The organism is Micromonospora sp. NPDC005087, assembly GCF_042872965.1.
GTDB lineage: Bacteria > Actinomycetota > Actinomycetes > Mycobacteriales > Micromonosporaceae > Micromonospora.
The window spans coordinates 256281-278247 of record NZ_JBIALB010000004.1; the positions used below are offsets into that span (position 1 = coordinate 256281).

Sequence of the window (21967 nt, forward strand, 5' to 3'; positions counted from 1 at the left end):
GCCAGTCCCGGCGTCAGCGCCGTGGATCCAGCTCGTCCAGCAGCGACGGGTCCCGCCGGATCAGCTCGGCCAGCCGGGCGGCCGGGTCCGGGGTCAGCCCGTTCGGGCCGGGTGCCCAGGCCGGCACCGTGCGGCCGGACAGCGGCCAGGCCGGCGGAGGCTCCACCGGGGCCGCCGAGGGTTCCGGACCGACCGTGACGTGCGGGCCGTCCCAGGAGATCAGTAATGGGTACGTCCGCCCGCCGTGCTCGACGCGCACCGTCACCGCCAGCCCCGGGTGGGCGCCGACGACCTGGCGTACCACCTCGGCCACCTCCTCGACCGGCCCCCAGCCGGCCACCTCGCCGGCGGTGTCCCGCCCAGCGTGCCGCCCCAGCCCGGCATTGCGGGCGTCGGTGTGGCCGCTCCCGAGGTTGGCCGGTCCACCGGCCGGACCCGGCGGTGTCGCGCTCTCGTCACGGTCGTTGGCCCGCCGGCGCAGCGCCTCCTCGCGCCGGGCCAGCCGGGCCAGCGTCTCGTCCAGGTCGCCCCTCACCAGATCACCCCTTCCCGCCACGGCCGGAGCCGGTCGGCTCAGGCCCTCCTGTCCCGGGTGGCCCGGTCCAGCGCACGATCCAGGACGACCAGCAGGGCGTCCCGCACCGAGAGCCGATCCCGGGCGTCGAACTGCACCAGAGGTACATGATCTCCGATGGCCAGTGCCCACCGGATCTCACCCAGCTCCAGGGCCAGCCGCCCGTCGAAGGCGTTGACCCCGACCACGAACGGCAGACCGGCCCGCTCGAAGAAGTCGATCGCCGGGAAGCAGTCGTCCAGCCGGGCGCTGTCGACCACCACCAGCGCGCCGAGCGCGCCCCGGGCGAGGTCGTCCCACATGAAGCCGAACCGGGCCTGCCCCGGAGTGCCGAACAGGTACAGCTTCAGGCTTCGGTCGATGGTCACGCAACCGAAGTCCATCGCCACGGTGGTGGTGGTCTTGGTCGACCGGCCGCCCGGGTCGTCCACACCGATCCCGGCGCTGGTCATCTCGGCCTCGGTGGTCAGCGGCGCGATCTCGGAGATCGCCCCGACCGTGGTGGTCTTGCCCACCCCGAACCCGCCGGCAATCAGGATCTTGACCGGGACGGGCGGTGCGGCCGGCGAACGGTGGGCCGGTGGTGGCGTCGCCCCGGTGCTGGTCGGCAGCCGGTACGGCGGAGGTGGCGCGGCCGGTGGCTGGCCGGTGCGCCCGAGCGCGGGGCCGATGCCCGGCGACGTGCCGTAGCGGGCGGCGGCGCTGTTGCCGGCGAGTCCCCCGAGCGGGGCGACCGGCCATTCAGGAGATCGCACGGAGTCCATCAATCACTCGCAGGATGAGGTCGGGGTCGAAGGCGTGGTCGGCTTCGGTGACGTGCACATCCAGGTGCCCGGCGGCACGCAGGTCGCCGACCAGGACCCGGGTCACGCCGAAGTGCAGCCGGGTCCGGGCGGAGAGTTCGGCCACCGAGATCGGCTCGGCGCAGAGCGCGATGATCGCCTGGAGCTCCGGTGCCAGCGGGACGGCCGGCGGGGTGATCCACGGGCCGGTGTCCGGGCGGAGGGTCACCTGCGACTCCAGCCCGATCGCCGGGTCCGCGCCCGCCACCCGTCCGGAGGTGAGCACGAACGGTCGGGGACCGGCCGGCCAGCCGACACCCGCCTCCGGCGCTGGTTCCGGGGACCCGCCGCCGTCGGTGGGGGGCGCCGCTCGCAGGTAGGGACGGATCCGGGCCCCGGGTCCCGGGTCCGGGTCCTCACCGGCGACGTCGCGGGTCATTGCTGGACGGCGTTCTTCAACTCGACGATCAGCCGCGGCGTGAGGGCGCCGCCGGCACGCCCGGCGAAGAGCGTCATCTCGTACGCGACCGTGCCCAGGTTCGCCGACCGGTCCGCGACCACGCCGAGCACTGATCCACTGCTGATCGCGCTGATCAGCAGGTAACCGTCGGCCATGTCGACGATGACCCGGTTGAGGCCGCCGAGCGCGTACCAGCTGGCCGCCCCGCCGGCGAGGCTGGTCATGCCGGAGACCACGGCGGCCAACCGCTCCGCGTTGGACCGGTCCTTGATGGCCGACATGGCCATCAACAGCCCGTCGGAGGAGACCGCTATCGCCTCCAGCACCCCGGCCGTGCTGGAGGTGAAGGAGTCCAGCAGCCAGTTGAACGTGCGGGCCTCCGGACTGAGGTCCCCGCCGTTGCCGGACTGGCTCTGGTGGTCGACGTTGTCGTGCAGGAAGGGGCTGGTCACTGGGCTGATCCTTCTTCGTTCCGGCGGTCTGGGCTGACTTCGCGGAGAGCGCGGGCGACGCCCGCCTCAAAATCGGTGATGAGATCGCGGACCTCGGCCGGGTCGCCGAGGTGCGGACTGGCCGGTTGGGCGGGCGCGGTGGCGGTGACGTTCGCCCCGGGCACCCGCCGGCTCAGCAGTGGCCGGCCCGGCGTCGCCCCGTTGCTGTCGGCCACCGCGGGGGCGGGACCACCCGGACTGGTGCGCGGGTCGACCGTGACGCCCGGGTGGCCGTTGCCGGGGGCGGCATTCAGCTCCGCCCGTCGTACGCCGGACTGGAACGCCTCGACGAGCGCGCGGGCGGCGGCCGGGTCGGCGCCGGTGGCGTCCACCGGGCCGACCGGCGCGGAGGCGGCGGGCAGGCTGGCCCCGGGCAGCCGCTGCCGGACCCGCGGGCCGGTCGGCGTGCCCGATGGTCCGGTGCCGGTGCCGGCGCCGGCACGGTGCGGCCCGGGTGGCGGATGCCGGCGGCGGCGATGCCCGGGCCGCCACCGGTCGCCCCACGCCCCGGTCGTCGGGGCAGGCCCGACTCGGTGGTGGGGAGGTCGACCGGTGCGGGTGACGTCGTGTTGGCGCCGGTGCCGACCGGTTCCCCGGCGCCGAACGCGTCCCAGGACGCACCGGACTCCAGACTGCGGGTGGCCCGGCTGAGCACGTCCGAGTCGAAGCCGGCCGGTGCCGCGGTGGCCGTGAGGGATCGTGCGCCCCGGCTGTGGCCGAGCGCGGCCGGCGAGCGCCGGTCCCGGTCCGGCACGGTGGCCCGGGCGACGGTGGCCCCGGCCCGGTCGGCGCGGCGGAGCACCAGCGACGCCGGTGGGATCTCCAGTTGGGCGGTCACCCCGCCGCCGTCGGTGGCGGTCAGGCTCACCGCCCAGCCGTGGCGGCGGGCCAACCGGCCCACCACGAAGAGGCCGAGCACCTCGGTCGGTGTCAGGTCGAGGCGCTCCCGCCGGGTGAGCCGTGCGTTCTCCTCGGCCAGCCGCTGCTCGGTCATCCCGATGCCGCGGTCCACCACCGTGATCCGGGCACCGAGCCCGGACGCCTCACCGGCCACCAGCACCCGCGTGTGCGGCGGGGAGAAGATGGTGGCGTTCTCCATCAGCTCGGCCAGCGCCAGAACGAGGTCGCCGACCACGGCCGGCGCGGCCGAGATGCCCGCCGGCACCCGCACCTCCACCCGGGTGTAGTCCTCGATCTCGCCGAGCGCCAGCCGCACCACGTCGGCCAGCGGCACCGGCGCGGTGTGCGCGTCCGCCCCGGCCGAGCCGGAGAGCACCACCAGGCTGCCGGCGTTGCGGCGCAGCCGGCTGGAGATGTGGTCGAGCCGGTACAGGTGCTCCAGCCGGCCCGGGTCGACCTCCTGCTGCTCCAGCCGGTCGATCAGCGCGAGCTGCCGCCCCACCAGGTTCTGGGTACGTCGGCCGACGTGGCCGAACATCTGCGCCACGTTGCGCCGACCGGCGACCTGCCGCTCGACCAGCCGGGCCGCGGTGCTCTGCACACGGTCGAAGGCGCGGGCCAGGTCGCCGATCTCGTCGTTGGCCCGGATGTCCACCGGATCCAGCCGGACCGGCTGGGCGCTCTCCGCCTCGTCGTCGGTGACCCGGACCAGTTCCGCCTCGGCGACCCGGGCGACCCGGTCGGCGGAGCGGGTGAGCCGGGTCAACGGCCGGGCCACCGTACGGGCGACGGCCGTGCTGAGCAGCACCACCAACGCCAGGATCAGCGCCGCGGCGCCTCCGACCAGGTACGCGGCGGTCAGCGCTCGCCGCTGCTCGGCGGTCACCTCGGCGAGTACGTCGGCGACCAGCTTCTTCTCCACGAACTGGCCGAGCCGGATCATCGAGCGGACGGACGGGAAGAGCACGTCCAGTGGAACGTCGCGGATCGCACCGGCCGGGTCCCGGGCGCTGGTGACCAGGAAGTCGGCGCTGGTACGGGCGGTCACGGCCACGTCGTTGAGCCGGGCCACCGTCAACTGTTCGGGCGTGATCAGACTGCGGAAGCGCTGGCTGTCCACCTGGAGGGCGGCCATGCACGCCACGTACCCGGCGCTGGCCTGCGCGCTGCCGGTCGCCTTGACCAGCACGATCAGGGTGGCGCACGCGCCCAGCCCCTCGTCGGCGCGCAGCAGCCCGTCCAGGGCCAGCACCTGGCGGCCCGGCCGGGTGTCGGTGTCCACGCTGAACGCCAGCCGCAGCGACTCGATCATTCCTCGGTTGACCGGGCCGAACGCGTCCATCACCTGGATCGGGTTCGCGGCCCGGGCGAGGACGGCGGTCCGCAGGTCGATGAGGCTGGACACCCCGTACAGGGCGTGCTCGACCTGGTCGGTCAGCGCGTCGCTCCCTTCGGCCCGCAGGTCGGCGACCCGGTCGTCCACGTCGGCGGTCTTGCGGACCAGTTCGGCGCGTTCCACTCGGCCGAGCAGGAAGCCGACCGAGAGGATGCGTTCCTGCTGGAGGTCCTGCACCAGGCTGCCGACCCGGCTGGCGAGTCGCACCCGCTCGGCGATGTCGCTGGAGCGCTGGGCCGCGGCCACCCGGTCGAGCACCACAGGCACGGCGAGGCCGACCATGCTGAGCAGGGGGATCACCACGAGCAGCGCGAGCTTGCCGCGGATCCGGAGCCTACCGAGCAGCATCGGACGGCCCCCACTGGGCGGATTCCGGGTCGCGCGTCGCGCCGACCGGTTGCAGCGATCGCGGGTCACCGGGCCGGCCGGTGCGGATCGCCGACTGCCAGGCGTCGCCCGATGGCGGGATGTCGCGGCTCACCATGGGCGCTGCGGGCATCGCGGCTCGGCGACGGGCCCGACGGCCGGCGGCGAGCAGCAGCGCGGCGAGCCAACCCAGCAGCAGCACGGCGGCGACCCCGGCGCCGGTTGTCAGCCAGCGGTCCCGGTCCAGCCCGTCGATCCGCTCGACCAGCAGGGCGTCCAGCTCGCTGAGGATGACCGGCTGGAGCTGGAGGGCGGCCGTGTGCGTGTCGAGCCGGGCGGCGGCCAGCCGGGCCGGGTGCACCGCGCCCGTGCCGGGGGCCGGGGCGGAGTGCGCGGCCAGCGCCTCCACCGAGCGCTGGTAGGTGTCCAGCGGGGTGAGCACGTTCGCGCCGAGGTCGGTGCTTTCCGAGCTGTCCACCGCGGAGCGCAGGTTGTCGACCAGGTCGGTGGCGGGCGCCAGGGCGGCCACCCGCAGGCCGGTCAGCTCGATCAGGCTGCGGGTCTGTTCGGCGGCCGGCCGGCGGGGAGCGAGCGTGCCCAGGTCGGCGAGCCGGCCGGCGAACACCACCGCCTCCGGCAGCTCCTGGCCGGCGCTGTCCTGAAGGAAGAAGGAGTCGGCACCCGGGTCGCGAACCAGCCCCGAGCTTTCCCGGACCTTGCGATGCAGCGCCAGCAGCAGATCGCTGACCTCGCCGTACGCGGTGTAGGCGGACTCGGGGTCGGTGGGGCTGCGATCGCGCAGCGCCTCCAGTTTGGCCCGCAGCCCGGCCCAGCGTTCCTGGCTGCGCAGCTCGGTGCCGATCCGGGCGTCCACCGCGGCGGCGTCCTCGACCGCGCGGGTCAGCGCCTCGCCGGGAGCGGGGCGGCCGTTGACCGCGGCGGACTGGGCCTCGACCAGGGCGTCGGTGACCGGGGCGAGGGCGCGGAGGTACTGCACGCCGAGCCGTTCCCGGGCGGCCAGGTCGCGGTTGTCACCGGTCTGCCGCCAGGTCTGCGTGAGGAGCAGACCCACCGGCGCCAGCAGCGCCGCGACGAGCAGCAGCGGCAGCAGTCGGCCCCACATGGACGGCCGTCGACGGGCCCGTGGCGCGGGGACTGTCATGTGTGTCTCCTCCGGCGTCGGGCGGGGGATCGGCGCGGTGTCGGGTTCGCCGACGAGTCCCGTGCACCGGACCGGAAAACTAGCCGAATCGTCCGTGGGCGAACCGGGTGCTGCTCAGTCAGGTTTGCGTCACTTCGAGCGATGTCACCGTTCGTCCGGGTCGCCGGCACGTTGTGTTCCATCGGGGGTGTGACATGAAGGGATCGAGGTGGATATCCGCCGAAGATCGGAATTCACGTGATCCGAACTCAACTCACTGCGCAGCCTTCGACGGTGCGCGGTCGCATCTAGCCGAATCGCCGATCGGGGCAACCGGACGGACGTACGGCGGATCTCAGCCAACGCTCAGCCTGCGGCCCGTACCGTGTGCCGCATGAGATCGCCGTCGCCGGCCGCGTGGTTCCGGCGTGCCCTGCCCACCCGCCGCCGAGCGATCGCCGCAGCAGCGGTCGTCGTGCTCCTGGCGGCTGCCGTGACCTGGGCGGTGTGGCCGCGGGGATCGGGCGTACGCACCGAGAGCGCGATGCTCACGGTCCGCTCCGGACCGGCCGGCGACCAGCCGGTGGACCTGGACACCACCTTCTACCTGCCGACCGACGCCTCGTCCGGTCGGAAGGTGCCGGCGGTGCTGCTGGCGCACGGGTTCGGCGGCACCAAGGAGTCGGTGCGCTCCGACGCGGAGGAGTTCGCCGGGCGCGGCTACGCGGTGCTCACCTGGACCGCGCGGGGCTTCGGCCGCAGCGGCGGCGAGATCCACCTGGACAGCCCGGACTACGAGGTACGCGACGCGCAACGACTGCTGGACTGGCTGGCCGCCCGGCCGGAGGTGCGCACCGACGGCGCCGGCGACCCGAAGGTCGGTGTGGTTGGCGGCTCGTACGGCGGTGGGTTGGCGCTGCTGCTGGCCGCCCAGGACCGCCGGGTGGACGCGATCGTCCCCATGATCACCTGGAACGACCTGTCCCGGGCGTTCCTGCCGGAGAGCACCGGCGGAGCGCCGACCGAGGGCGTGTTCAAGAAGGGCTGGGCCGGTCTCTTCTTCGGTGGGGGCGGCAACGTGGGCACCGGCCCGGCCGGGCTCTCCGGAGGGACCGCCGCCCAGCCCGAGGGAGCACCCGCGTCAGCCGGCCCGCCCAGCCCGGGGCCGGGCGCCGGCCCGGGCACCGGTCCCGGTGGCGTTCCGGCGGGTGCCGCCGACCCGTCCTGCGGCCGGTTCGCCGCCGACGTGTGCGCCGCGTACCTGCGGATCGCCACCACCGGCCGGGCCGACCAGGCCGCCGTGGACCTGCTGCGCCGGTCCAGCCCGGCGGGCGTGCTGGACCGGATCGCGGCGCCCACCCTGCTGGTGCAGGGCGAGGCGGACACCCTCTTCCCCCTCGGCGAGGCGGACGCCAACGCGAAGGGCATCGCCGCCGCCGGCACGCCGGTACGGGTCGCCTGGTTCACCGGCGGGCACGACGGCGGTGCGGGCCCCCGTTCGGACTCGGACCGGGTGAAGTTCCTGACCGTCCAGTGGCTGGACCACTACGTCAAGGGCGAGGGCGACGCGCCCGGCGACGACTTCACCTGGTCGCGGATCGCCGGCTTCGACGCGCTCGACCGGGGCCTGGTCGCGACCGGCTTCCGCCGCACGGACTACCCGGGCCTGGTTGGCACTGCCCGCCGGGAGGTCACGGTCGCCGGCCCGGCCCAGCCGATCGCGAACCCCCCGAACGGCAACCCGGCCGCCATCTCCTCGGTGCCGTTCGCCGGCGGCCTCGCCTCGCTGCTGGACGGGGTGGCCGGCGACGTGCCCGGCCAGCACGCCCGTTTCGAGTCGGCGCCGCTGACCGATGCGGTCGACGTGGCGGGCGCCCCCACCGTCACCCTGCGGGCCGCCTCACCGACCGGCGAGGCGGTGCTCTTCGTCAAGCTCTACGACGTCGACCCGGACGGCGCGGCCACCCTGCCGAACGGGCTGGTCGCCCCGGTCCGGCTCACCGGCCTGCCGCAGCGGGTGCAGGACGCCCGCCCGGTCACCGTGACGCTGCCCGGGATCGTCCGCCGGGTCGAGGCCGGTCACCAGCTGCGGCTGGTGGTGGCCAGCTCCGACCAGGCGTACACCACGCCGGCCCAGCCCACCGTCTACACGGTGGCGGCGGACGGCGCGGTCAGCCTGCCCACGGTCAGCGGGGAGCCGATCCCCACCACGGCGACGATCTGGCGCTGGGTGCTCGCCGGCCTGCTCGCCGCCATCGCGATCGGCCTCGTCGTGGTCGTGGCCGTGGTCCGCCGCCGGCACCGCCGGCAGGACCGCTCCGTGCACCCGGAGTACGCGGGCACGCCGCTGGCCGTGCGCCGGCTGCGCAAGGAGTACGCGGACGGCTTCGTCGCGGTGTCGAACGTGGACTTCGAGGTCCATCCGGGTCAGGTGGTGGGCCTGCTCGGGCCGAACGGCGCCGGCAAGACCACCACGCTGCGGGTGCTGATGGGGCTGACCCAGCCGACCGCCGGGGAGATCTACGTCTTCGGCCGACGGCTGGTGCCCGGCTCGCCGGTGCTGTCCCGGATCGGCGCGCTGGTGGAGGGGCCCGGTTTCCTGCCGCACCTGTCGGGTCTGGACAACCTGAAGGCGTACTGGCGGGCCACCGGGCGGCCGTGGGAGGACGCGCATTTCGACGCGGCACTGGAGATCGCCGGCCTGGGCGACTCGGTGCACCGGAAGATCAAGAACTACAGCCACGGGATGCGCCAGCGGCTGGCCATCGCGCAGGCCATGCTGGGCCTGCCGGAGCTGCTGGTGTTGGACGAGCCGACCGACGGGCTCGATCCGCCGCAGATCGCCGAGATGCGCCGGGTGCTCCAGCGGTACGCCACGGACGGCCGGGCCGTGCTGGTCTCCAGCCACCTGCTGGCCGAGGTGGAGCAGACCTGTACGCACGCGGTGGTGGTGAACAAGGGCCGGATCGTGGCGTCCGGGCCGGTGGAGGAGATCGTGGGCGAGTCGCCGAGCGTCCTCTTCGACGTCACCGACCCGGTGGCGGCGCGGGCGGTGCTGGACCGGCTGCACGGGGTCCGGGTGCTGCCGGAGAGCGACGGTCAGCTGGTGGTCGACACCAACGGCACGGCCCGCAGCGACGTGGTGGCCGAGTTGGTGCGCGCCGGCATCGGGGTGGACCGGGTGGTGCCCCGGCGCCGCCTGGAGGACGCGTTCCTCGCCCTGGTGGGCGAGAACTCTCGGGGAAGCGGTGACCGGTGATGGCTGGCTCTTCCGTCGAGACGCCGATGGGCGTCACCGATCCGGCCGGTGCGGCCCGGGGCTACCGGCCGTCGGCGACGATGCCGTTCGGCGCGGAGTTCCGCCGGCAGGCGTCCCGGCGGCGGACTCAGCTGGCGCTCGGGTTCATGGTCCTGCTGCCGCTGATCATCCTGGTCGCCTTCCAGTTCAACTCGGGCGGCGACGACGACAACGGCAACAACGAGTTCGCCAGTCTGGTCGACCTGGCCACGTCCGGCGGGCTCAACTTCACCCTGTTCTCGATCTTCGTGTCGGCGTCGTTCCTGCTCGTGGTCGTCGTCGCGCTGTTCTGCGGCGACACGGTGGCCAGCGAGGCGAGCTGGGGCAGCCTGCGTTACCTGCTGGCGATCCCGGTGCCCAGGGCCCGGCTGCTCACCGTGAAGCTGGTGGTCGCGCTCGCGTACTCGGGGCTGGCCCTGCTGTTGCTGGCCGGCACGGCCCTGGCCGCGGGCACCCTGCGGTACGGCTGGTCGCCGTTGCGCAGCACGGTCGCCGCCGAGCTGGAGCCGACCGAGGGGCTGCTCCGGCTGCTGGCCGTGCTCGGCTACCTGGCGGTCGTCCTGCTGGTGGTCGCCGGCCTGGCGTTCCTGCTGTCGGTGACCACGGACGCCGCGCTGGGCGCGGTGGGCGGCGCGGTGCTGCTGTGGATCCTGTCCAGCATCCTGGACCAGATCACCGCCCTCGGCGTGCTGCGCGACTTTCTGCCCACCCACTTCAGCACCGCCTGGCTGGGACTGCTCTCCACCCCGGTGCAGACCGACGACGTGGTACGCGGCTGCATCTCGGCGATCAGCTACGCGACGCTGTTCTGGGGGCTGGCGTTCTGGCGCTTCACCCGCAAGGACATCACCTCATAGCCGGCTGTCCGATGGGCTCACCGGCGGTGGGGCGGGCCGCGTCGGCACCGGCGTGGACGGCTCTGCCTTCTTCCAGGCACTGACGCCGATCCGGCCGGTGTTGCCCACGTCGATCGGGCCGTCCGGGTCGACGTCCTCGGCCGGCTGCCCGGCGGCGGGTGCGACCCGAAGGTATTCCCCGTTGGTGGCCACCACCTTCGAATCGGTGACCAGGTTGCGCCAGAGCACCGCGGCGGTGGCCCGTTCCCCGGTCTGCAGGGTGACCTCCCGGGGCGGCTGGTCGAAGCCCGACGTGATCCCCTTCGCCCCGGGCAGCACGCGCAGGATGATCAGCTTGCGGTCCTCGTCCAGTACCCGCGGCGCCGGGTATCCCTTGATCCGGTAGGGGCGGTCGCCGCAGTTGACCAGCTCCAGGCCGAGGGCGCGCAGCCCCATGGCGGCGTCCGACCCGGTCGACCGGATCCGGACACCGGACTCCGGGCAACCGGCCAGCGGGTCGACGCTCGCCGTCGGGCTGGGCGCGCCCGGCCGGCCGTTCGTGACCGCCGGCGGCGGGCTCGGGCCGTCCCCGGCCTGGCCGCGATGGTCGGCGGGGGCGCAGGCGCCGAGCGCGAGCACCATGACGACCGCCGCGCTGGTCCGTCGCGCTGTCGCAGCGTCGTGGAAGATCATTCACCGATCCTTGCCCATGTGGGCTTCCCACCGCCGCCCGGCCCCTCGCTATCGGCAGCTCTCGCGGACGTCAGCCTCGGTTGGACTGGGTGAGGACCGCGTCCAGTAGGCCGGGGTAGAGGCGGTCCAGTTCGTCGCGGCGGAGGCGGACGTAGCGGCTGGTGCCGGCGGCGCGGGTGCGGGTCAGGCCGGCCTCGCGCAGCACCTTCAGGTGGTGACTGCGGGTCGCCTTGGAGACGCCGATCTCGAACGTGCCACAGGCGCGCTCGCCGCCCTCGGCGAGCGCCCGCACGATCTGTAGCCGCACGTCGTCGGCGAGTGCGGCCAGCACGGCGGTGACCGGTACGGCGGCCAGGTCGGGTTCGTGCGGCTCCATGTGACCAGTGTAACCGTTGTTCGACAATCGTCGAACATCTCCCTAGGGTCGGTGTCGTTGGTTCGAAAGTACTCGAACATTGGAGCTGACGATGCGATCCCGCGCCGCCGCCTACCCGTTACTCGCCGTGCTCAGTTGGGGAGTGATGTTCCCGATCCTGGCCAGTGCGCTGACCTGGGTCGATCCGCTCAACCTGACCACCGCCCGCTACCTGCTGGCCACTGTCATCCTGGTCGGCATCCTGCTGCTCCGCGAGGGCGCCGGCGCGCTGCGGCTCGGCGGCCGGGCGGTCGAGGTGGCGGTGCTCGGCGCGGTCGGCTTCGCCGGCTTCAACGTGCTCACCAACCTGGCGCTCGAACACGCCGCACCGCAGCAGGTCGCCCTCTTCGTGGCGACCACCCCGGTCATCACCCAGCTGGTCCGCTGGGTCCGCGACGGCGTACGCCCGAAGCCGCTCCTGCTGGCCCTCTCCCTGGTGGCGCTTCTCGGCGTCGGCCTGGTGATCACGCGCGGGAGCCTGGCCGGGCTCGGTCAGTTCGGCCTCGGCGGTCTGATGATGATCGGCGCGGTGTTCGGCTGGGCCATCTACACCCACGGCGCCAGCCGGTTCGGCGGCTGGTCGCCGCTGCGGTACACCACCCTCACCGCGCTCGCCGGCACGGCCGCCATGCTCGCCGCGAGCGTGCTCGCCGACGGCATCGGCTGGCAGCACGCGCCGGGAGCCGCCGACCTGGTGGCGGTCGCGCCGCAGTTGGCGTACGCCGTGATCGTGGGCGCCGTGGTCGCGGTGCTGGCCTGGAACACCGGCGTGCAGCGGCTCGGCACCGCCAACGCCGCGCTCTTCATGAACCTGGTCCCGGTGACCACCTTCGCAGTGCAGATCGCCCGCGGCTACCGGCCCGAGCCGGTCGAGCTTGTCGGGGCCGCGATCACCATCGCCGCCCTGGTCGCCGCCAACGTGGCGACCCGCGCCCGCACCGCCGCGGTGCCCGCGGACCAGGCGACCGCCGTCGTCGACCGGACGGCGGTCGTCGACCCGGTCGCGGTGGTGGCCCGCTAACCGGCCGGCCGAGTCAGATCGACGGCGCAGGTCGTCCCGGCCGCCGCCGGCCGATCGCTCACCTGGCGGGACGCCGGGAGCCTCCCGTCGCCGCATTGCCTAGACTCGGCGGCACAACTGAATACCTCATCCAGAGGGGCTGAGGGATACGGCCCGACGACGCCCCGGCAACCACCCCGCGCGCTCACCGCTGAGCGCCCCGCGGGGCAGGTGCCAATTCCGTCCCCGCCGCACCGTGCGATGCGGGGAAAGATGAGAGGACCCTCGACATGACGTCGACGCTCGCCGCCTCCGGCATCGACACCTCCGCCAGCCCCGCCCGCGCCCTGGTCTGCCGCGCCTGTTCGGCCCGCTACCCGCTCGCCGCCCAGCACGCCTGCTACGAGTGTTTCGGCCCGCTGGAGGTCGACTACGACGCCACAGCCCTGGCCACGGTCACCCGTGAGCGGATCGAGGCCGGCCCGGACAACATCTGGCGGTACGCCGCGCTGCTGCCCGCCGGTCAGGACCCGTCCACCCGCGTCACCCTGAACCCGGGGCTCACCCCGCTGGTAGCGGCCCCGCACCTCGCCGCCGAACTGGGCATCACCGCGCCGCTCTGGGTCAAGGACGACAGCGCCAACCCGACCCACTCGTTCAAGGACCGGGTCGTATCGGTGGCGCTCACCGCCGCCCGGGCGCTCGGCTTCACCCGGTTCGCCTGCGCCTCCACCGGTAACCTGGCCAACTCGGTGGCCGCGCACGCCGCCCGCGCCGGGGTGCCCTCGGTGGTCTTCATCCCGAGCGACCTGGAGCAGGGCAAGGTCATCACCACCGCGGTCTACGGCGGTGACCTGGTCGCCATCGACGGCTCGTACGACGATGTGAACCGGCTCTGCGGCGAGCTGGTGGAGACCGACGAGTTCGAGGACACCGCGTTCGTCAACGTCAACGTCCGGCCGTACTACGCCGAGGGCTCCAAGACACTCGGGTACGAGGTGGCCGAGCAGCTCGGTTGGCGGATCCCGGCCCAGGTGGTCATCCCGATGGCCAGCGGCGAGCTGCTCACCAAGATTGACAAGGCGTTCTCCGAGCTGGTCGAGATCGGTCTGGTCGAGGCGCCGGCCGGCGGCTGGAAGGTCTTCGGCGCCCAGTCCGCCGGCTGCAACCCGATCGCCACCGCCCTGCACGCCGACACCGACACGATCACCCCGGTCAAGCCCACCGGCATCGCCAAGTCGCTCAACATCGGCGACCCGGCCGCCGGCCTCTACGCCCTGGAGGCGGTCCGCCGCACGGACGGCTGGATGGAGTACGCCGACGACGACGAGATCCGCGCCGGCATCCGACAGTTGGCACGTACCACCGGGGTCTTCGCCGAGACCGCGGGCGGGGTCACCGTGGCGGTGCTGCGCAAGCTGGTCGAGTCCGGCCGGCTCGACCCCACGGCGGAGACGGTCGTGTTCAACACCGGCGAGGGCCTGAAGACCATCGACGCGGTAGCCAACCAGGTCGGCCCGACGCACCACATCAAGCCCTCCCTCCGCGCCGCCCGAGACGCCGGCCTCCTGGGCTGACCCAGGTTCGTTCCCACCCGTGCCGGGGATGGGGGATCGCCCGGATGGGGGATCGGGCCGATCCGCCGGGTAACTGGCATTTAGCTGTGAGTGTGGAAAACCCGCCGCTCTGGACTTGACGGCAGGAACCGGACGGCGCAAGATGCTCCGTGCGGGAGGGCATTTCGCCGGAGACTTTTGAAGTTCTTGCGACCCAACGCCGGAGGCGTTGTGCGAGTGTCCCTCCCGACCACGTCCGATCGGGCCAGCGATTAATTCGCTGGCCCGATCGCGTTTCCGAGGTGCACGCTCGGCGGCATGAACATCACCATCGCGTCATTCGACGGCGCCGACCGGGCCGCGGTCGACGAGGCGTTCCGGATCGGCGCGGCGGCCAACGACGCCGACCTGCCGGACTTCCCGCCCTTCTGCCGGCGGCGCTTCGACGCGTTCTTCCACACCCCGATGCCCGGCACCGAGACCCTCTGGGCGCTGGCCCGGCTGGACGGCGTGCCGGCCGGATACCTCCAGCTCGAGCTTCCGCAACTGGACAACACCGACAACGCCACGGCGGAGGTGGTGGTGGACCCGGCGCTGCGGCGGCGGGGCGTCGGCCGGGAGTTGCTGGCGCACGGCGTACGTCTGCTGCGCGAGCGCGGTCGCAAGCGGGTGCTCGGCATGGCGGTCTCCGCGCTGCCCGGCGGCCCGGCGCGGTCGGCGGCCGGCGGCGCGTTCGCCGCCGCGGCCGGCGCGGAGCCGGCGCTGGCCGAGGTGCGCCGCCGGCTCGAGGTTGACACCATCGACCGGGCCGTGCTGAGGGCGGCGCTGGCCGAGGCACACACCCTGGCCGAGGGCTACCAGTCGGTCTGCTGGCAGGGCGCGACCCCGCAGGAGTACGTCGCGGACGTCGCCTACCTGGACGGCCGGCTGCTCATGGACGCGCCCATGGGAGACGTGCAGTGGGAGCCGGAGCGGGTGGACGCCGAGCGGGTCCGGGGCACCGATCGGGCACTGGAGGCCCGGGGCCGGCGGCGCTATCACCTCGGGGTACGGCACGAGGCGTCCGGCCGGCTGGTCGCCTGGACCCTGCTGGACGTGGGCGCGTCCGCCGACTGGCACGCGTTCCAGCAGATCACCATCGTCGACCCGGACCACCGCGGGCACCGCCTCGGCCTGCTCGCGAAGATCGAGAACCTGCACCACCTGCTCACCCACGAGCCGGCGGTGCGCGTGATCGACACCTTCAACGCGGCCAGCAACAGCTACATGGTGGCGATCAACGAGCGGCTCGGCTTCCGCCCGGTGGACTCCTGGAACAACTGGCAGCTCACCCTCTGATCTTGGCGGTCACCCGTCCGGCCGGTCCAACTGCCCGGCCAGCTCGCGGACCGCAGCCTGGAAGTCCTCGTCCGGGATGAACCGGTGCCCGTGCAACGGGGGCGGCACGGTGTCGGTCGGCGGGATGAGCAGACCCTTGGGATCCCGTACCCGGCGGTCGACCCGGGCCGCCGGATCGTCGGGCGTGACCTTCGTCGGACCGAACACCGGCCCGCCCACCGGGTCGGTGTACCGCCAGAGGTTGATCCACCGCCACGACAACCGGTCGCCCAGCTCCCGCAACACCTCGTCGTTGACGTACGCCGGGAAGATCCTGCGGTACCGCTTCCTCAGTGGGGAGGCGTAGGTGAGCAGCGCGATCCGCCGCTGGCAGTCGTCCGGGAGTTGGAGCACCGTCACCGCGATCAGCACGCTGCCGTGGCTCTGGCCGGACAGCACCACGCCCTCCCCTGCGGCGGTGAGCTGCCCGATTCGGCGGGTCAGCTCGGGGACCGCCCGCTCGACGTAGCAGGGCGGGGCGAGCGGGTGCGTGGCGCGCGGCCAGAAGGTGGCCAGGTCCCAGAGCACCCCGACCAGCCGGATCGCGTCGGACCGGTAGGCGAACAGTCCCATCCCGGCGAGGATCAGGGCGAACAGGCCGATCAGCAGGGCGCCGAGGTCGGTCACGAAGACCACCGGACGGGCCAACGGCTCGCCACCGAGCGAAAGAGCGAGCGCACCCGGTCCGAGGCCGATCGCCGACAGCCCGGCCGCGGTCAGGGTGAGCACCGCCAGCACGCCGTACGCGGAGGCCAACAGCGGCCCGAGTCGATCCACCAGCGAGGCGTGCGCGATCGCGTCCCGGACGGCCCTGGGCCGTTCCGGTGGCACCTGGGACGCTTCCGGGTAGTCCGCCCGGACCAGCTCCTCGGCCGCCCGGCGGCGGCGGTCCCGGCCGATCCGGGGGGCGAGCAGAGCCACCACGATCACCACCAGCACTGCCAGGGAGAAGCCCAGGGTGACCCACCGGTAGGCGACCGGCGGTTCCAGCGGTGGTGCGTCGGGCGGCAGCGGCCGGGCCGGCGTCGGGCTGGAACCACGGTCCAGGTACTCGGCGAGTCCGTAGGTCATGCCCGAGGAGTAAGCGACTCCCAGCCCGATCGCGACGGATATGAGCACGGGCGCCCCCGCCCCGGTGAGCAGGTAGCGCGGCCGCGACAGGTGACGGCGCTGCACCAGGACGACCACGCTCAACACGGCGAGCAGCACCATCTGCCCGGCGAAGAGCCCGGCGACCAGCACGCCGTACCCGGGCAGCGTCCCCTCGGCCGACCACGGCGGCCGGGGCGACAACGCGTACCCCAGGGTCAGTGCGGTGAGCGCGACCGCCACCCACCGGATCGTCGACGCGACGACCTGGTCCTGCTCGCGGCGCTGCTCGATGCCCGGCAGGCAGAGCAGCACCGCCGCGCCGCCGAGCAGCAGCACGTCCGCGGCCAGCAGCAGCCAACCGGGCAGGGCGCCGTCGTGCGGAGCGAGCGCCAGCAGCAGCGTGACGTCGAGCGTGCCCAGCGCCACCGCGGTGTGCAATGAGCGCAGCCGACGCAGCAGCGAGCGAGTGTCCCAGAAGGCGGGCGTGTCCAGCCGGTCCGCGCCCACCCCGGGCACCCGGACGCTGTCCTCGGGGAGCTGCCAGGTCCGGGCACCGAGCCGCCAGACCACGGCGATCGCGATGATCGGCAGCGCGGCCAGCAATGCGAGGCGCTGGCCCGGCGGCACGCCACCCAGCCAGGAGATCTCCCGGCGCCCCTCCAGGCACCTCGGGTAGGCCGCGCACTGCCAGGCGATCAGGTCGAGGGACACCCCGACGGTGGAGAGCACGTACATCGCGGTCATCGTCGCGGCCAGCAGACGACACACCGCTCGCGCGGCGGTGCCGCTCTGGCCGGGGACCGGCAGCGTCCAGGCCGCGATGTTGCTGAGCATGAACGGGAGCAGCAGGACCAGGGAGAAGGTCCGTCTCGCGGTGCCGCCGCCGGTCAACCGACTCCAGCGGTACGCCTCCAGCGTCGCCCCGCCCGGGTCCGCCGGATCGCCGAAGCCGGGCCGGGGTCGGTAGAAGCCCGCGTCGTCGTCCCCGGCGACCCGTACCACGATGGGTCGGTCGAGGATCGTCTCCGGACCCTTGTCGGCCACCCCGTGTACCCGGATCTCGGTGATCCCCACCCATCGCCCTTTCCTGGCCCGAGCACGGCGGATACCCGCTGCCGTCCGGACCAATCCCGACCTCCGCGCGGCCTGCTGCGCTGTCGGGCATTGGCGCTTCTGCTCCCGGACACGGCTGCGGCATGATGGCGGGCATGACGGAGACCCCGCATCCCCTGTACGACAGGCACGCCGACACCCTCAACCGTGCGCTGACCGCGATCACGGAGCGGGGCTACTGGTCCGCCTATCCCGAGTCCCCCAGCCCTCGCGTGTACGGCGAGACCGCCGCCGCCGACGGTAAGGCCGCCTTCGAGGCGTACCTGGGTGGCGACTTCCCGCTCGACCAGCCGGGCGCTGGCGACCGGGTCGCCACCGAGGCGAGCCCGTTCGGGGTGGAGCTGGCGGTGCGCTACCCGCACGCCGGCACCGACGAGCTGGTCGCCGCCGCCACCGCCGCGCTGCCGGCCTGGCGCGACGCCGGCCCGCAGGCTCGGGTGGGCGTCTGCCTGGAGATCCTCGACCGGCTGCACAAGCACATCTTCGAACTGGCCAACGCGGTGCAGTTCACCAGCGGGCAGGCGTTCGTGATGGCCTTCCAGGCCGGTGGCGCGCACGCGCTGGACCGGGCGCTGGAGGCACTGGCGTACGCGTACGCCGAGATGACCCGGCACCCGGGGACGGCCGGCTGGGAGAAGGCCGCCGGCAAGGGCGACCCGCTGCGGATGACCAAGACGTTCCACGTGGTGCCGCGTGGGGTGGCGCTGGTGATCGGCTGCAACACCTTCCCGACCTGGAACTCGTACCCGGGGCTGTTCGCCTCGTTGGTCACCGGCAACCCGGTGATCGTCAAGCCGCACCCGCGCGCGGTGCTGCCGCTGGCCATCACCGTGAAGTACGCCCGGGAGGTGCTCGCCGAGGCGGGCTTCGACCCGAATCTGATCATGCTGGCCGCCGAGGCGCCCGGCGAGAAGCTCGCCAGCGACCTGGCCCTGCACCGGTCCGTGAAGATCGTCGACTTCACCGGCTCCACCGAGTACGGCGACTGGCTGGAGACGCACGCCCGGCAGGCGGCGGTCTACACCGAGAAGGCCGGGCTGAACACGGTGGTGATCGACTCCACCGACGACTTCGCCGGGATGTGCCGCAACCTCGGCTTCACGCTGACCCTGTACAGCGGCCAGATGTGCACCACCTCACAGAACATCTTCATCCCCGCCGGTGGCATCGAGACCGACCAGGGGCACAAGAGCTTCGACGAGGTGGCCGGCGGGATCGCCGCGGCGGTCGGCAAGCTGACCGCCGACCCAGCCCGGGGTGTGGAGCTGACCGGCGCCATCGTCAACGACGGGGTGCTGGAGCGGCTGGCCGAGGTGACCAAGGTCGGCGAGCCGGTGCTGGAGTCCCGGGCCGTGGCGCACCCGGCGTACGCCGACGCGGTGGTGCGTACCCCGACCATCGTGAAGCTGGCCGCGGACGACGCGGAGACCTACGGCCGCGAGTGGTTCGGGCCGATCTCGTTCGCCATCGCCACCGAGTCCACCGCGCACAGCCTGGAGCTGCTGCGCCGGACGGTCGGCGAGAAGGGCGCGTTGACCGCGGGTGTCTACTCCAGCGACGAAGCGGTGCTGGACGCGACCGAGGCGGTGGCGGTCGAGGTCGGGGTGCACCTGTCCTGCAACCTGACCGGCGGGGTCTTCGTGAACCAGTCGGCGGCCTTCTCCGACTTCCACGGCAGCGGCGCCAACGCGGCGGCCAACTCGGCGCTGACCGACGGGGCGTACGTGGCGAATCGGTTCCGGATCGTGCAGTCGCGTCGGCACGTTTGATCTTTGCTTTGGTTGCGGTTGGGGTTTCCGGGGCAGCCCGCCCCGCTCCGGGCGGTCAGGCTTGATCCCTGCGCGGGGCGGGCTGCCCCGGAAACCCTTTCGGGGCACGCTGGTCGGGAGGCCGCCCGGCCGTGGGTGGGGTGGGTCTTAGTCGGGTCTTGCCTTTTTGATGGTCTTTTGGTTTTGGTTTAGGCGGGTTTGCGCATCTGGAGTTCGGTGAGTGCGGGGATGGTGGGGTGCGGGACGCGCACGCCGGTGTCGACGAAGCCGAGTCGTTGGTACGCCCGGTAGGCCCGGTCGTTGCCGACCACCACCTCCAGCATCAGCTCGGGCCGCCCGCACGACCGTGACCAGGCCGCCACCGCGTCGACCAGTTCGGCGAGCAGTCCACCGCCCCGCCAGGCGGGGGTCACGTAGACCGCGTAGATGACGGTGAGGCCGGTTTCGGTCGGGGTGGCCGTGCCTCCGGCGTGCCCGACCAGCCGGCCGCCCGGGTCGGCGACGAACTGCGCGGTGTCGGACCCGATCGAGGTGTACGCGACCCGGGCGGCGTAGTCGGCGTGCGGTCGGGCCGCCGCGTCGGCCAGGGTCTCCAGGAAGGCCAGCGGCGCGTCGGCGAGCATCTCCAGGCGCAGCGCCCGCATCCGTGCGGCGTCCGCCGGCAGGACCCGGCGAATCTTCGCCTGCCGTGGGGCGGCCCCGCGCGGATAGGTGGTCATGCCCGCATGCCTATCACAGCGTCGGGCGGCGACTCCGGCCGCGCCCGCCGCCGTCGGCCACCTTCGAACGGCCCGGTCACCGGGCGCCGCGCGCTGGACGCCCCGGACCGTTGTTCCGACATCCCGCTGCGCGGTCCACGCGCCCGGCGTCGCCCGTTCACGTCGCCTGCGGCAATCACCGGCGTGAATCTGGGTGATCGGAAACCGGGGCCGAGGGAACGGGGCCGGGGCGATCGGAATATGCCCGATTTGTGGTCGTGCGCGGCCGTCACTCCTCGTGTAGCGTGCGATTTCGGTCACCGTTTCAGCGGCCGTCATCGATCGCCGGAACGGTGGCCCGGAGGCGCCCGGCCCTGCCGCGCGCCGGGGCAGGCAACGCCGCGCAGAGTGAGGAAGTGCACCGTGGCACAGGGCACCGTTAAATGGTTCAACTCCGAAAAGGGCTACGGCTTCATCGCCGTCGACGGCGGTCAGGACGTGTTCGTCCACTTCTCCGCGATTGAGATGGACGGCTACAAGGCGCTGGACGACGGCCAGCGGGTGGAGTTCGACATCGCGCAGGGCCAGAAGGGCCCGCAGGCGGAGCGGGTGCGCGTCATCGCCTGAGTGGGCCGACGCCGGCTCGTCCCGGAGGGCCGGGGCTGCGTCACGCGGCCGGACCCTGGAAGATCGTGAACCATTCCAGCCGTTGCTGAGGAGGGTTCATGTCCGACCAGCCGCCCCCGGCCTCCCCACCCCCGGGTCAGCCCGACCCGTCCGGCCCGCACCCGGCCGCGTCAAGTCCTCCCGCTGGTGACCCGACCGCGCCATCCCCCTGGGGCCCGCCGCCGGGTGCCCCTCCCGGCTGGGATCCGAGCGTGCCGCCCGCCTGGGGGCCGCCACCGGGCGCGCCTCCGCAGGGTTGGGTGTTCCCGCCCACCGGCGGCTACCCGGTCGGCGCCGGGCCGTACGGCGGGCAGCCCTGGTACCCGGGACCCCCGGCCTCCGGGTGGTATCCGCCGGGCCTCGATCCGGCGGACCGGCTGGTCACCCCACCGGGGGCCGGGCTGGGCGCCTGGTTCGACCGGTGCGTCGGCGCGGTCCGGCGTGGCTGGCGACTGCTGCTGCCCATCCTGCTGCTCACGCAGGTGCTGCCGGCGGCGGTGCTGTCGGTGCTCTCGCTCGGGCTGGACCCGACCGCGAAGTGGGAGACGACCGCCGTCGAGGAGTCGACCTCCCTGCCGGACACCTTCTTCACCGACCTGGCGACCATGTTCCTGGTGCTCATCGGCGGCAGCCTGCTGATCGGGTTGGTGCAGGCCGTGGGCTGGGCGGCCGGCACCTGGGTGATCACCCGTCAGGCGGTCGGTGAGCCGGTCAGCCTGGGGGAGGCGCTGCGCTACGGCCTGCGCCGCGCGCTCGGGCTCTGGGGCTGGACGCTGCTGATCGGCGTGATCGTCGGCCTGGGCGTCTGCTTCTGCGTCCTCCCCGGCATCTATCTCGCCTTCGCGCTCAGCATGGCCGGGCCGGTCTATCTCTTCGAGCGGGAGAACCCGATCGGCCGGTCGTTCCGGATGTTCCACGACCGGCTGGGGCTGCTGCTGGGTCGGGTGGCGCTGGTGGCGGCGGCGCTGATCGTCGGCACTGTGGTCGCCGGCGTGCTGGAGGGGGTCGGCAGCGCCCCGTTCGGGGCCGACCCACTCGCCACCCCGGGTTCCGCGATCGGCGTGGTGCTGGTGATCGCCGTCGGCGCGGTGCTGGCCCTCCCCGTCCATCTCGCGCAACTGGTGGGGCTGCTGGTGACGTACGCCGAGCAGCGGGCCCATGAGGGGCCGGTGAACGGCGCCGGACTAGCCGCGGAACTCCGTTGACCGAGGCGTTCGTGCTTGCACTCGGCAGGGGAGAGTGCTAAACAAGTCATTGGCACTCGCATACCGTGAGTGCCAATGGTCGGGACGGTGGGGCCAGGGTCGCGCCGGCGCGGAGACGCCGGGGTGACACATGGCCGGT

General features: G+C 73.3%; 19 protein-coding genes and 1 riboswitch. Of the genes, 8 read left to right on the plus strand and 11 right to left on the minus strand.

Going from position 1 to position 21967, the window contains the following annotated elements; genetic code table 11:
• Nucleotides 1-13 precede the first annotated feature (13 nt).
• Genes ACFYPS_RS12280 through ACFYPS_RS12310 form a run of 7 tightly spaced genes read right to left on the minus strand, consistent with a single transcriptional unit; the run spans nucleotide 14 to nucleotide 6131 of the window.
• Nucleotides 14-535, minus strand: coding sequence for a hypothetical protein (locus tag ACFYPS_RS12280; protein WP_354963530.1), 522 nt, complete (start codon nucleotides 533-535; stop codon nucleotides 14-16).
• Between the two features lie 38 nt (nucleotides 536-573).
• Complete coding sequence (locus ACFYPS_RS12285) at nucleotides 574-1338, minus strand: ATP/GTP-binding protein (RefSeq protein WP_387324373.1); 765 nt, start codon at nucleotides 1336-1338, stop codon at nucleotides 574-576.
• Nucleotides 1316-1795 (minus strand): DUF742 domain-containing protein, encoded by a 480-nt coding sequence (locus ACFYPS_RS12290; protein WP_354963532.1) that lies wholly within the window; start codon nucleotides 1793-1795, stop codon nucleotides 1316-1318. Before ACFYPS_RS12290 ends, ACFYPS_RS12285 begins: the two co-directional genes overlap by 23 nt.
• Nucleotides 1792-2268, minus strand: a complete 477-nt coding sequence (locus ACFYPS_RS12295) for a roadblock/LC7 domain-containing protein (RefSeq protein WP_354963533.1) — start codon at nucleotides 2266-2268, stop codon at nucleotides 1792-1794. Before ACFYPS_RS12295 ends, ACFYPS_RS12290 begins: the two co-directional genes overlap by 4 nt.
• Nucleotides 2265-2639 (minus strand): hypothetical protein, encoded by a 375-nt coding sequence (locus ACFYPS_RS12300; RefSeq protein WP_387324378.1) that lies wholly within the window; start codon nucleotides 2637-2639, stop codon nucleotides 2265-2267. Before ACFYPS_RS12300 ends, ACFYPS_RS12295 begins: the two co-directional genes overlap by 4 nt.
• Nucleotides 2558-4951, minus strand: coding sequence for a nitrate- and nitrite sensing domain-containing protein (locus ACFYPS_RS12305; RefSeq protein WP_387324381.1), 2394 nt, complete (start codon nucleotides 4949-4951; stop codon nucleotides 2558-2560). The genes ACFYPS_RS12300 and ACFYPS_RS12305 overlap by 82 nt, the downstream gene beginning before the upstream one ends.
• The gene (locus ACFYPS_RS12310; protein ID WP_387324384.1) at nucleotides 4938-6131 is read right to left on the minus strand and encodes a hypothetical protein; all 1194 of its coding nucleotides are present in this window, start codon (nucleotides 6129-6131) and stop codon (nucleotides 4938-4940) included. Before ACFYPS_RS12310 ends, ACFYPS_RS12305 begins: the two co-directional genes overlap by 14 nt.
• Nucleotides 6132-6504: 373 nt before the next feature.
• Between ACFYPS_RS12310 and ACFYPS_RS12315 the strand changes: the two genes are divergently transcribed.
• Together ACFYPS_RS12315 and ACFYPS_RS12320 are read left to right on the plus strand one after the other, a co-directional pair.
• Nucleotides 6505-9369, plus strand: a complete 2865-nt coding sequence (locus tag ACFYPS_RS12315) for an alpha/beta fold hydrolase (protein WP_387324386.1) — start codon at nucleotides 6505-6507, stop codon at nucleotides 9367-9369.
• Entirely contained in the window at nucleotides 9369-10265 is an 897-nt protein-coding gene (locus ACFYPS_RS12320) for an ABC transporter permease subunit (protein WP_354963537.1), read from the plus strand. The genes ACFYPS_RS12315 and ACFYPS_RS12320 overlap by 1 nt, the downstream gene beginning before the upstream one ends.
• Here ACFYPS_RS12320 and ACFYPS_RS12325 read toward each other — a convergent pair.
• Entirely contained in the window at nucleotides 10260-10937 is a 678-nt protein-coding gene (locus ACFYPS_RS12325) for a DUF4232 domain-containing protein (RefSeq protein ID WP_354963538.1), read from the minus strand. The two genes, ACFYPS_RS12320 and ACFYPS_RS12325, sit on opposite strands and share 6 nt — an antisense overlap.
• A gap of 70 nt (nucleotides 10938-11007) precedes the next feature.
• Entirely contained in the window at nucleotides 11008-11313 is a 306-nt protein-coding gene (locus ACFYPS_RS12330; protein ID WP_354963539.1) for a metalloregulator ArsR/SmtB family transcription factor, read from the minus strand.
• Between the two features lie 91 nt (nucleotides 11314-11404).
• Between ACFYPS_RS12330 and ACFYPS_RS12335 the strand changes: the two genes are divergently transcribed.
• From ACFYPS_RS12335 to ACFYPS_RS12345, 3 genes are all read left to right on the plus strand, one after another.
• Nucleotides 11405-12373, plus strand: a complete 969-nt coding sequence (locus tag ACFYPS_RS12335; RefSeq protein WP_354963540.1) for a DMT family transporter — start codon at nucleotides 11405-11407, stop codon at nucleotides 12371-12373.
• Between the two features lie 123 nt (nucleotides 12374-12496).
• Nucleotides 12497-12632, plus strand: a riboswitch (SAM riboswitch).
• 10 nt (nucleotides 12633-12642) lie between these two features.
• Complete coding sequence (gene thrC / locus ACFYPS_RS12340; RefSeq protein ID WP_354963541.1) at nucleotides 12643-13929, plus strand: threonine synthase; 1287 nt, start codon at nucleotides 12643-12645, stop codon at nucleotides 13927-13929.
• Between the two features lie 297 nt (nucleotides 13930-14226).
• Nucleotides 14227-15246, plus strand: coding sequence for a GNAT family N-acetyltransferase (locus tag ACFYPS_RS12345; RefSeq protein ID WP_354963542.1), 1020 nt, complete (start codon nucleotides 14227-14229; stop codon nucleotides 15244-15246).
• 9 nt (nucleotides 15247-15255) lie between these two features.
• Here ACFYPS_RS12345 and ACFYPS_RS12350 read toward each other — a convergent pair whose 3' ends face one another.
• The gene (locus tag ACFYPS_RS12350) at nucleotides 15256-17451 is read right to left on the minus strand and encodes a hypothetical protein (protein ID WP_387324393.1); all 2196 of its coding nucleotides are present in this window, start codon (nucleotides 17449-17451) and stop codon (nucleotides 15256-15258) included.
• 134 nt (nucleotides 17452-17585) lie between these two features.
• On the opposite strand from ACFYPS_RS12350, the gene paaN reads away from it, so the two are divergent.
• Nucleotides 17586-19259: a phenylacetic acid degradation protein PaaN gene (paaN, locus tag ACFYPS_RS12355; protein WP_354963544.1), complete on the plus strand. Its 1674-nt coding sequence runs from the start codon at nucleotides 17586-17588 to the stop codon at nucleotides 19257-19259.
• A gap of 188 nt (nucleotides 19260-19447) precedes the next feature.
• On the opposite strand, the gene ACFYPS_RS12360 is transcribed toward paaN, so the two are convergent.
• The gene (locus tag ACFYPS_RS12360; RefSeq protein ID WP_354963545.1) at nucleotides 19448-19978 is read right to left on the minus strand and encodes a GNAT family N-acetyltransferase; all 531 of its coding nucleotides are present in this window, start codon (nucleotides 19976-19978) and stop codon (nucleotides 19448-19450) included.
• Between the two features lie 402 nt (nucleotides 19979-20380).
• Here ACFYPS_RS12360 and ACFYPS_RS12365 point away from each other — a divergent pair, with 402 nt between their 5' ends.
• Nucleotides 20381-20584, plus strand: coding sequence for a cold-shock protein (locus ACFYPS_RS12365; RefSeq protein ID WP_089018748.1), 204 nt, complete (start codon nucleotides 20381-20383; stop codon nucleotides 20582-20584).
• 251 nt (nucleotides 20585-20835) lie between these two features.
• Complete coding sequence (locus ACFYPS_RS12370) at nucleotides 20836-21828, plus strand: hypothetical protein (protein WP_354963546.1); 993 nt, start codon at nucleotides 20836-20838, stop codon at nucleotides 21826-21828.
• The last annotated feature ends 139 nt before the right edge of the window (nucleotides 21829-21967 follow it).

Coding starts and splice junctions, on each gene's coding strand:
- ACFYPS_RS12285 (WP_387324373.1), bottom strand. CDS start 1,338: ATGGACTCCGTGCGATCTCCTGAATGGCCGGTCGCCCCGCTCGGGGGA.
- ACFYPS_RS12290 (WP_354963532.1), bottom strand. CDS start 1,795: ATGACCCGCGACGTCGCCGGTGAGGACCCGGACCCGGGACCCGGGGCC.
- ACFYPS_RS12305 (WP_387324381.1), bottom strand. CDS start 4,951: ATGCTGCTCGGTAGGCTCCGGATCCGCGGCAAGCTCGCGCTGCTCGTG.
- ACFYPS_RS12310 (WP_387324384.1), bottom strand. CDS start 6,131: ATGACAGTCCCCGCGCCACGGGCCCGTCGACGGCCGTCCATGTGGGGC.
- ACFYPS_RS12315 (WP_387324386.1), top strand. CDS start 6,505: ATGAGATCGCCGTCGCCGGCCGCGTGGTTCCGGCGTGCCCTGCCCACC.
- ACFYPS_RS12320 (WP_354963537.1), top strand. CDS start 9,369: ATGGCTGGCTCTTCCGTCGAGACGCCGATGGGCGTCACCGATCCGGCC.
- ACFYPS_RS12325 (WP_354963538.1), bottom strand. CDS start 10,937: ATGATCTTCCACGACGCTGCGACAGCGCGACGGACCAGCGCGGCGGTC.
- ACFYPS_RS12330 (WP_354963539.1), bottom strand. CDS start 11,313: ATGGAGCCGCACGAACCCGACCTGGCCGCCGTACCGGTCACCGCCGTG.
- ACFYPS_RS12335 (WP_354963540.1), top strand. CDS start 11,405: ATGCGATCCCGCGCCGCCGCCTACCCGTTACTCGCCGTGCTCAGTTGG.
- thrC (WP_354963541.1), top strand. CDS start 12,643: ATGACGTCGACGCTCGCCGCCTCCGGCATCGACACCTCCGCCAGCCCC.
- ACFYPS_RS12345 (WP_354963542.1), top strand. CDS start 14,227: ATGAACATCACCATCGCGTCATTCGACGGCGCCGACCGGGCCGCGGTC.
- paaN (WP_354963544.1), top strand. CDS start 17,586: ATGACGGAGACCCCGCATCCCCTGTACGACAGGCACGCCGACACCCTC.
- ACFYPS_RS12360 (WP_354963545.1), bottom strand. CDS start 19,978: ATGACCACCTATCCGCGCGGGGCCGCCCCACGGCAGGCGAAGATTCGC.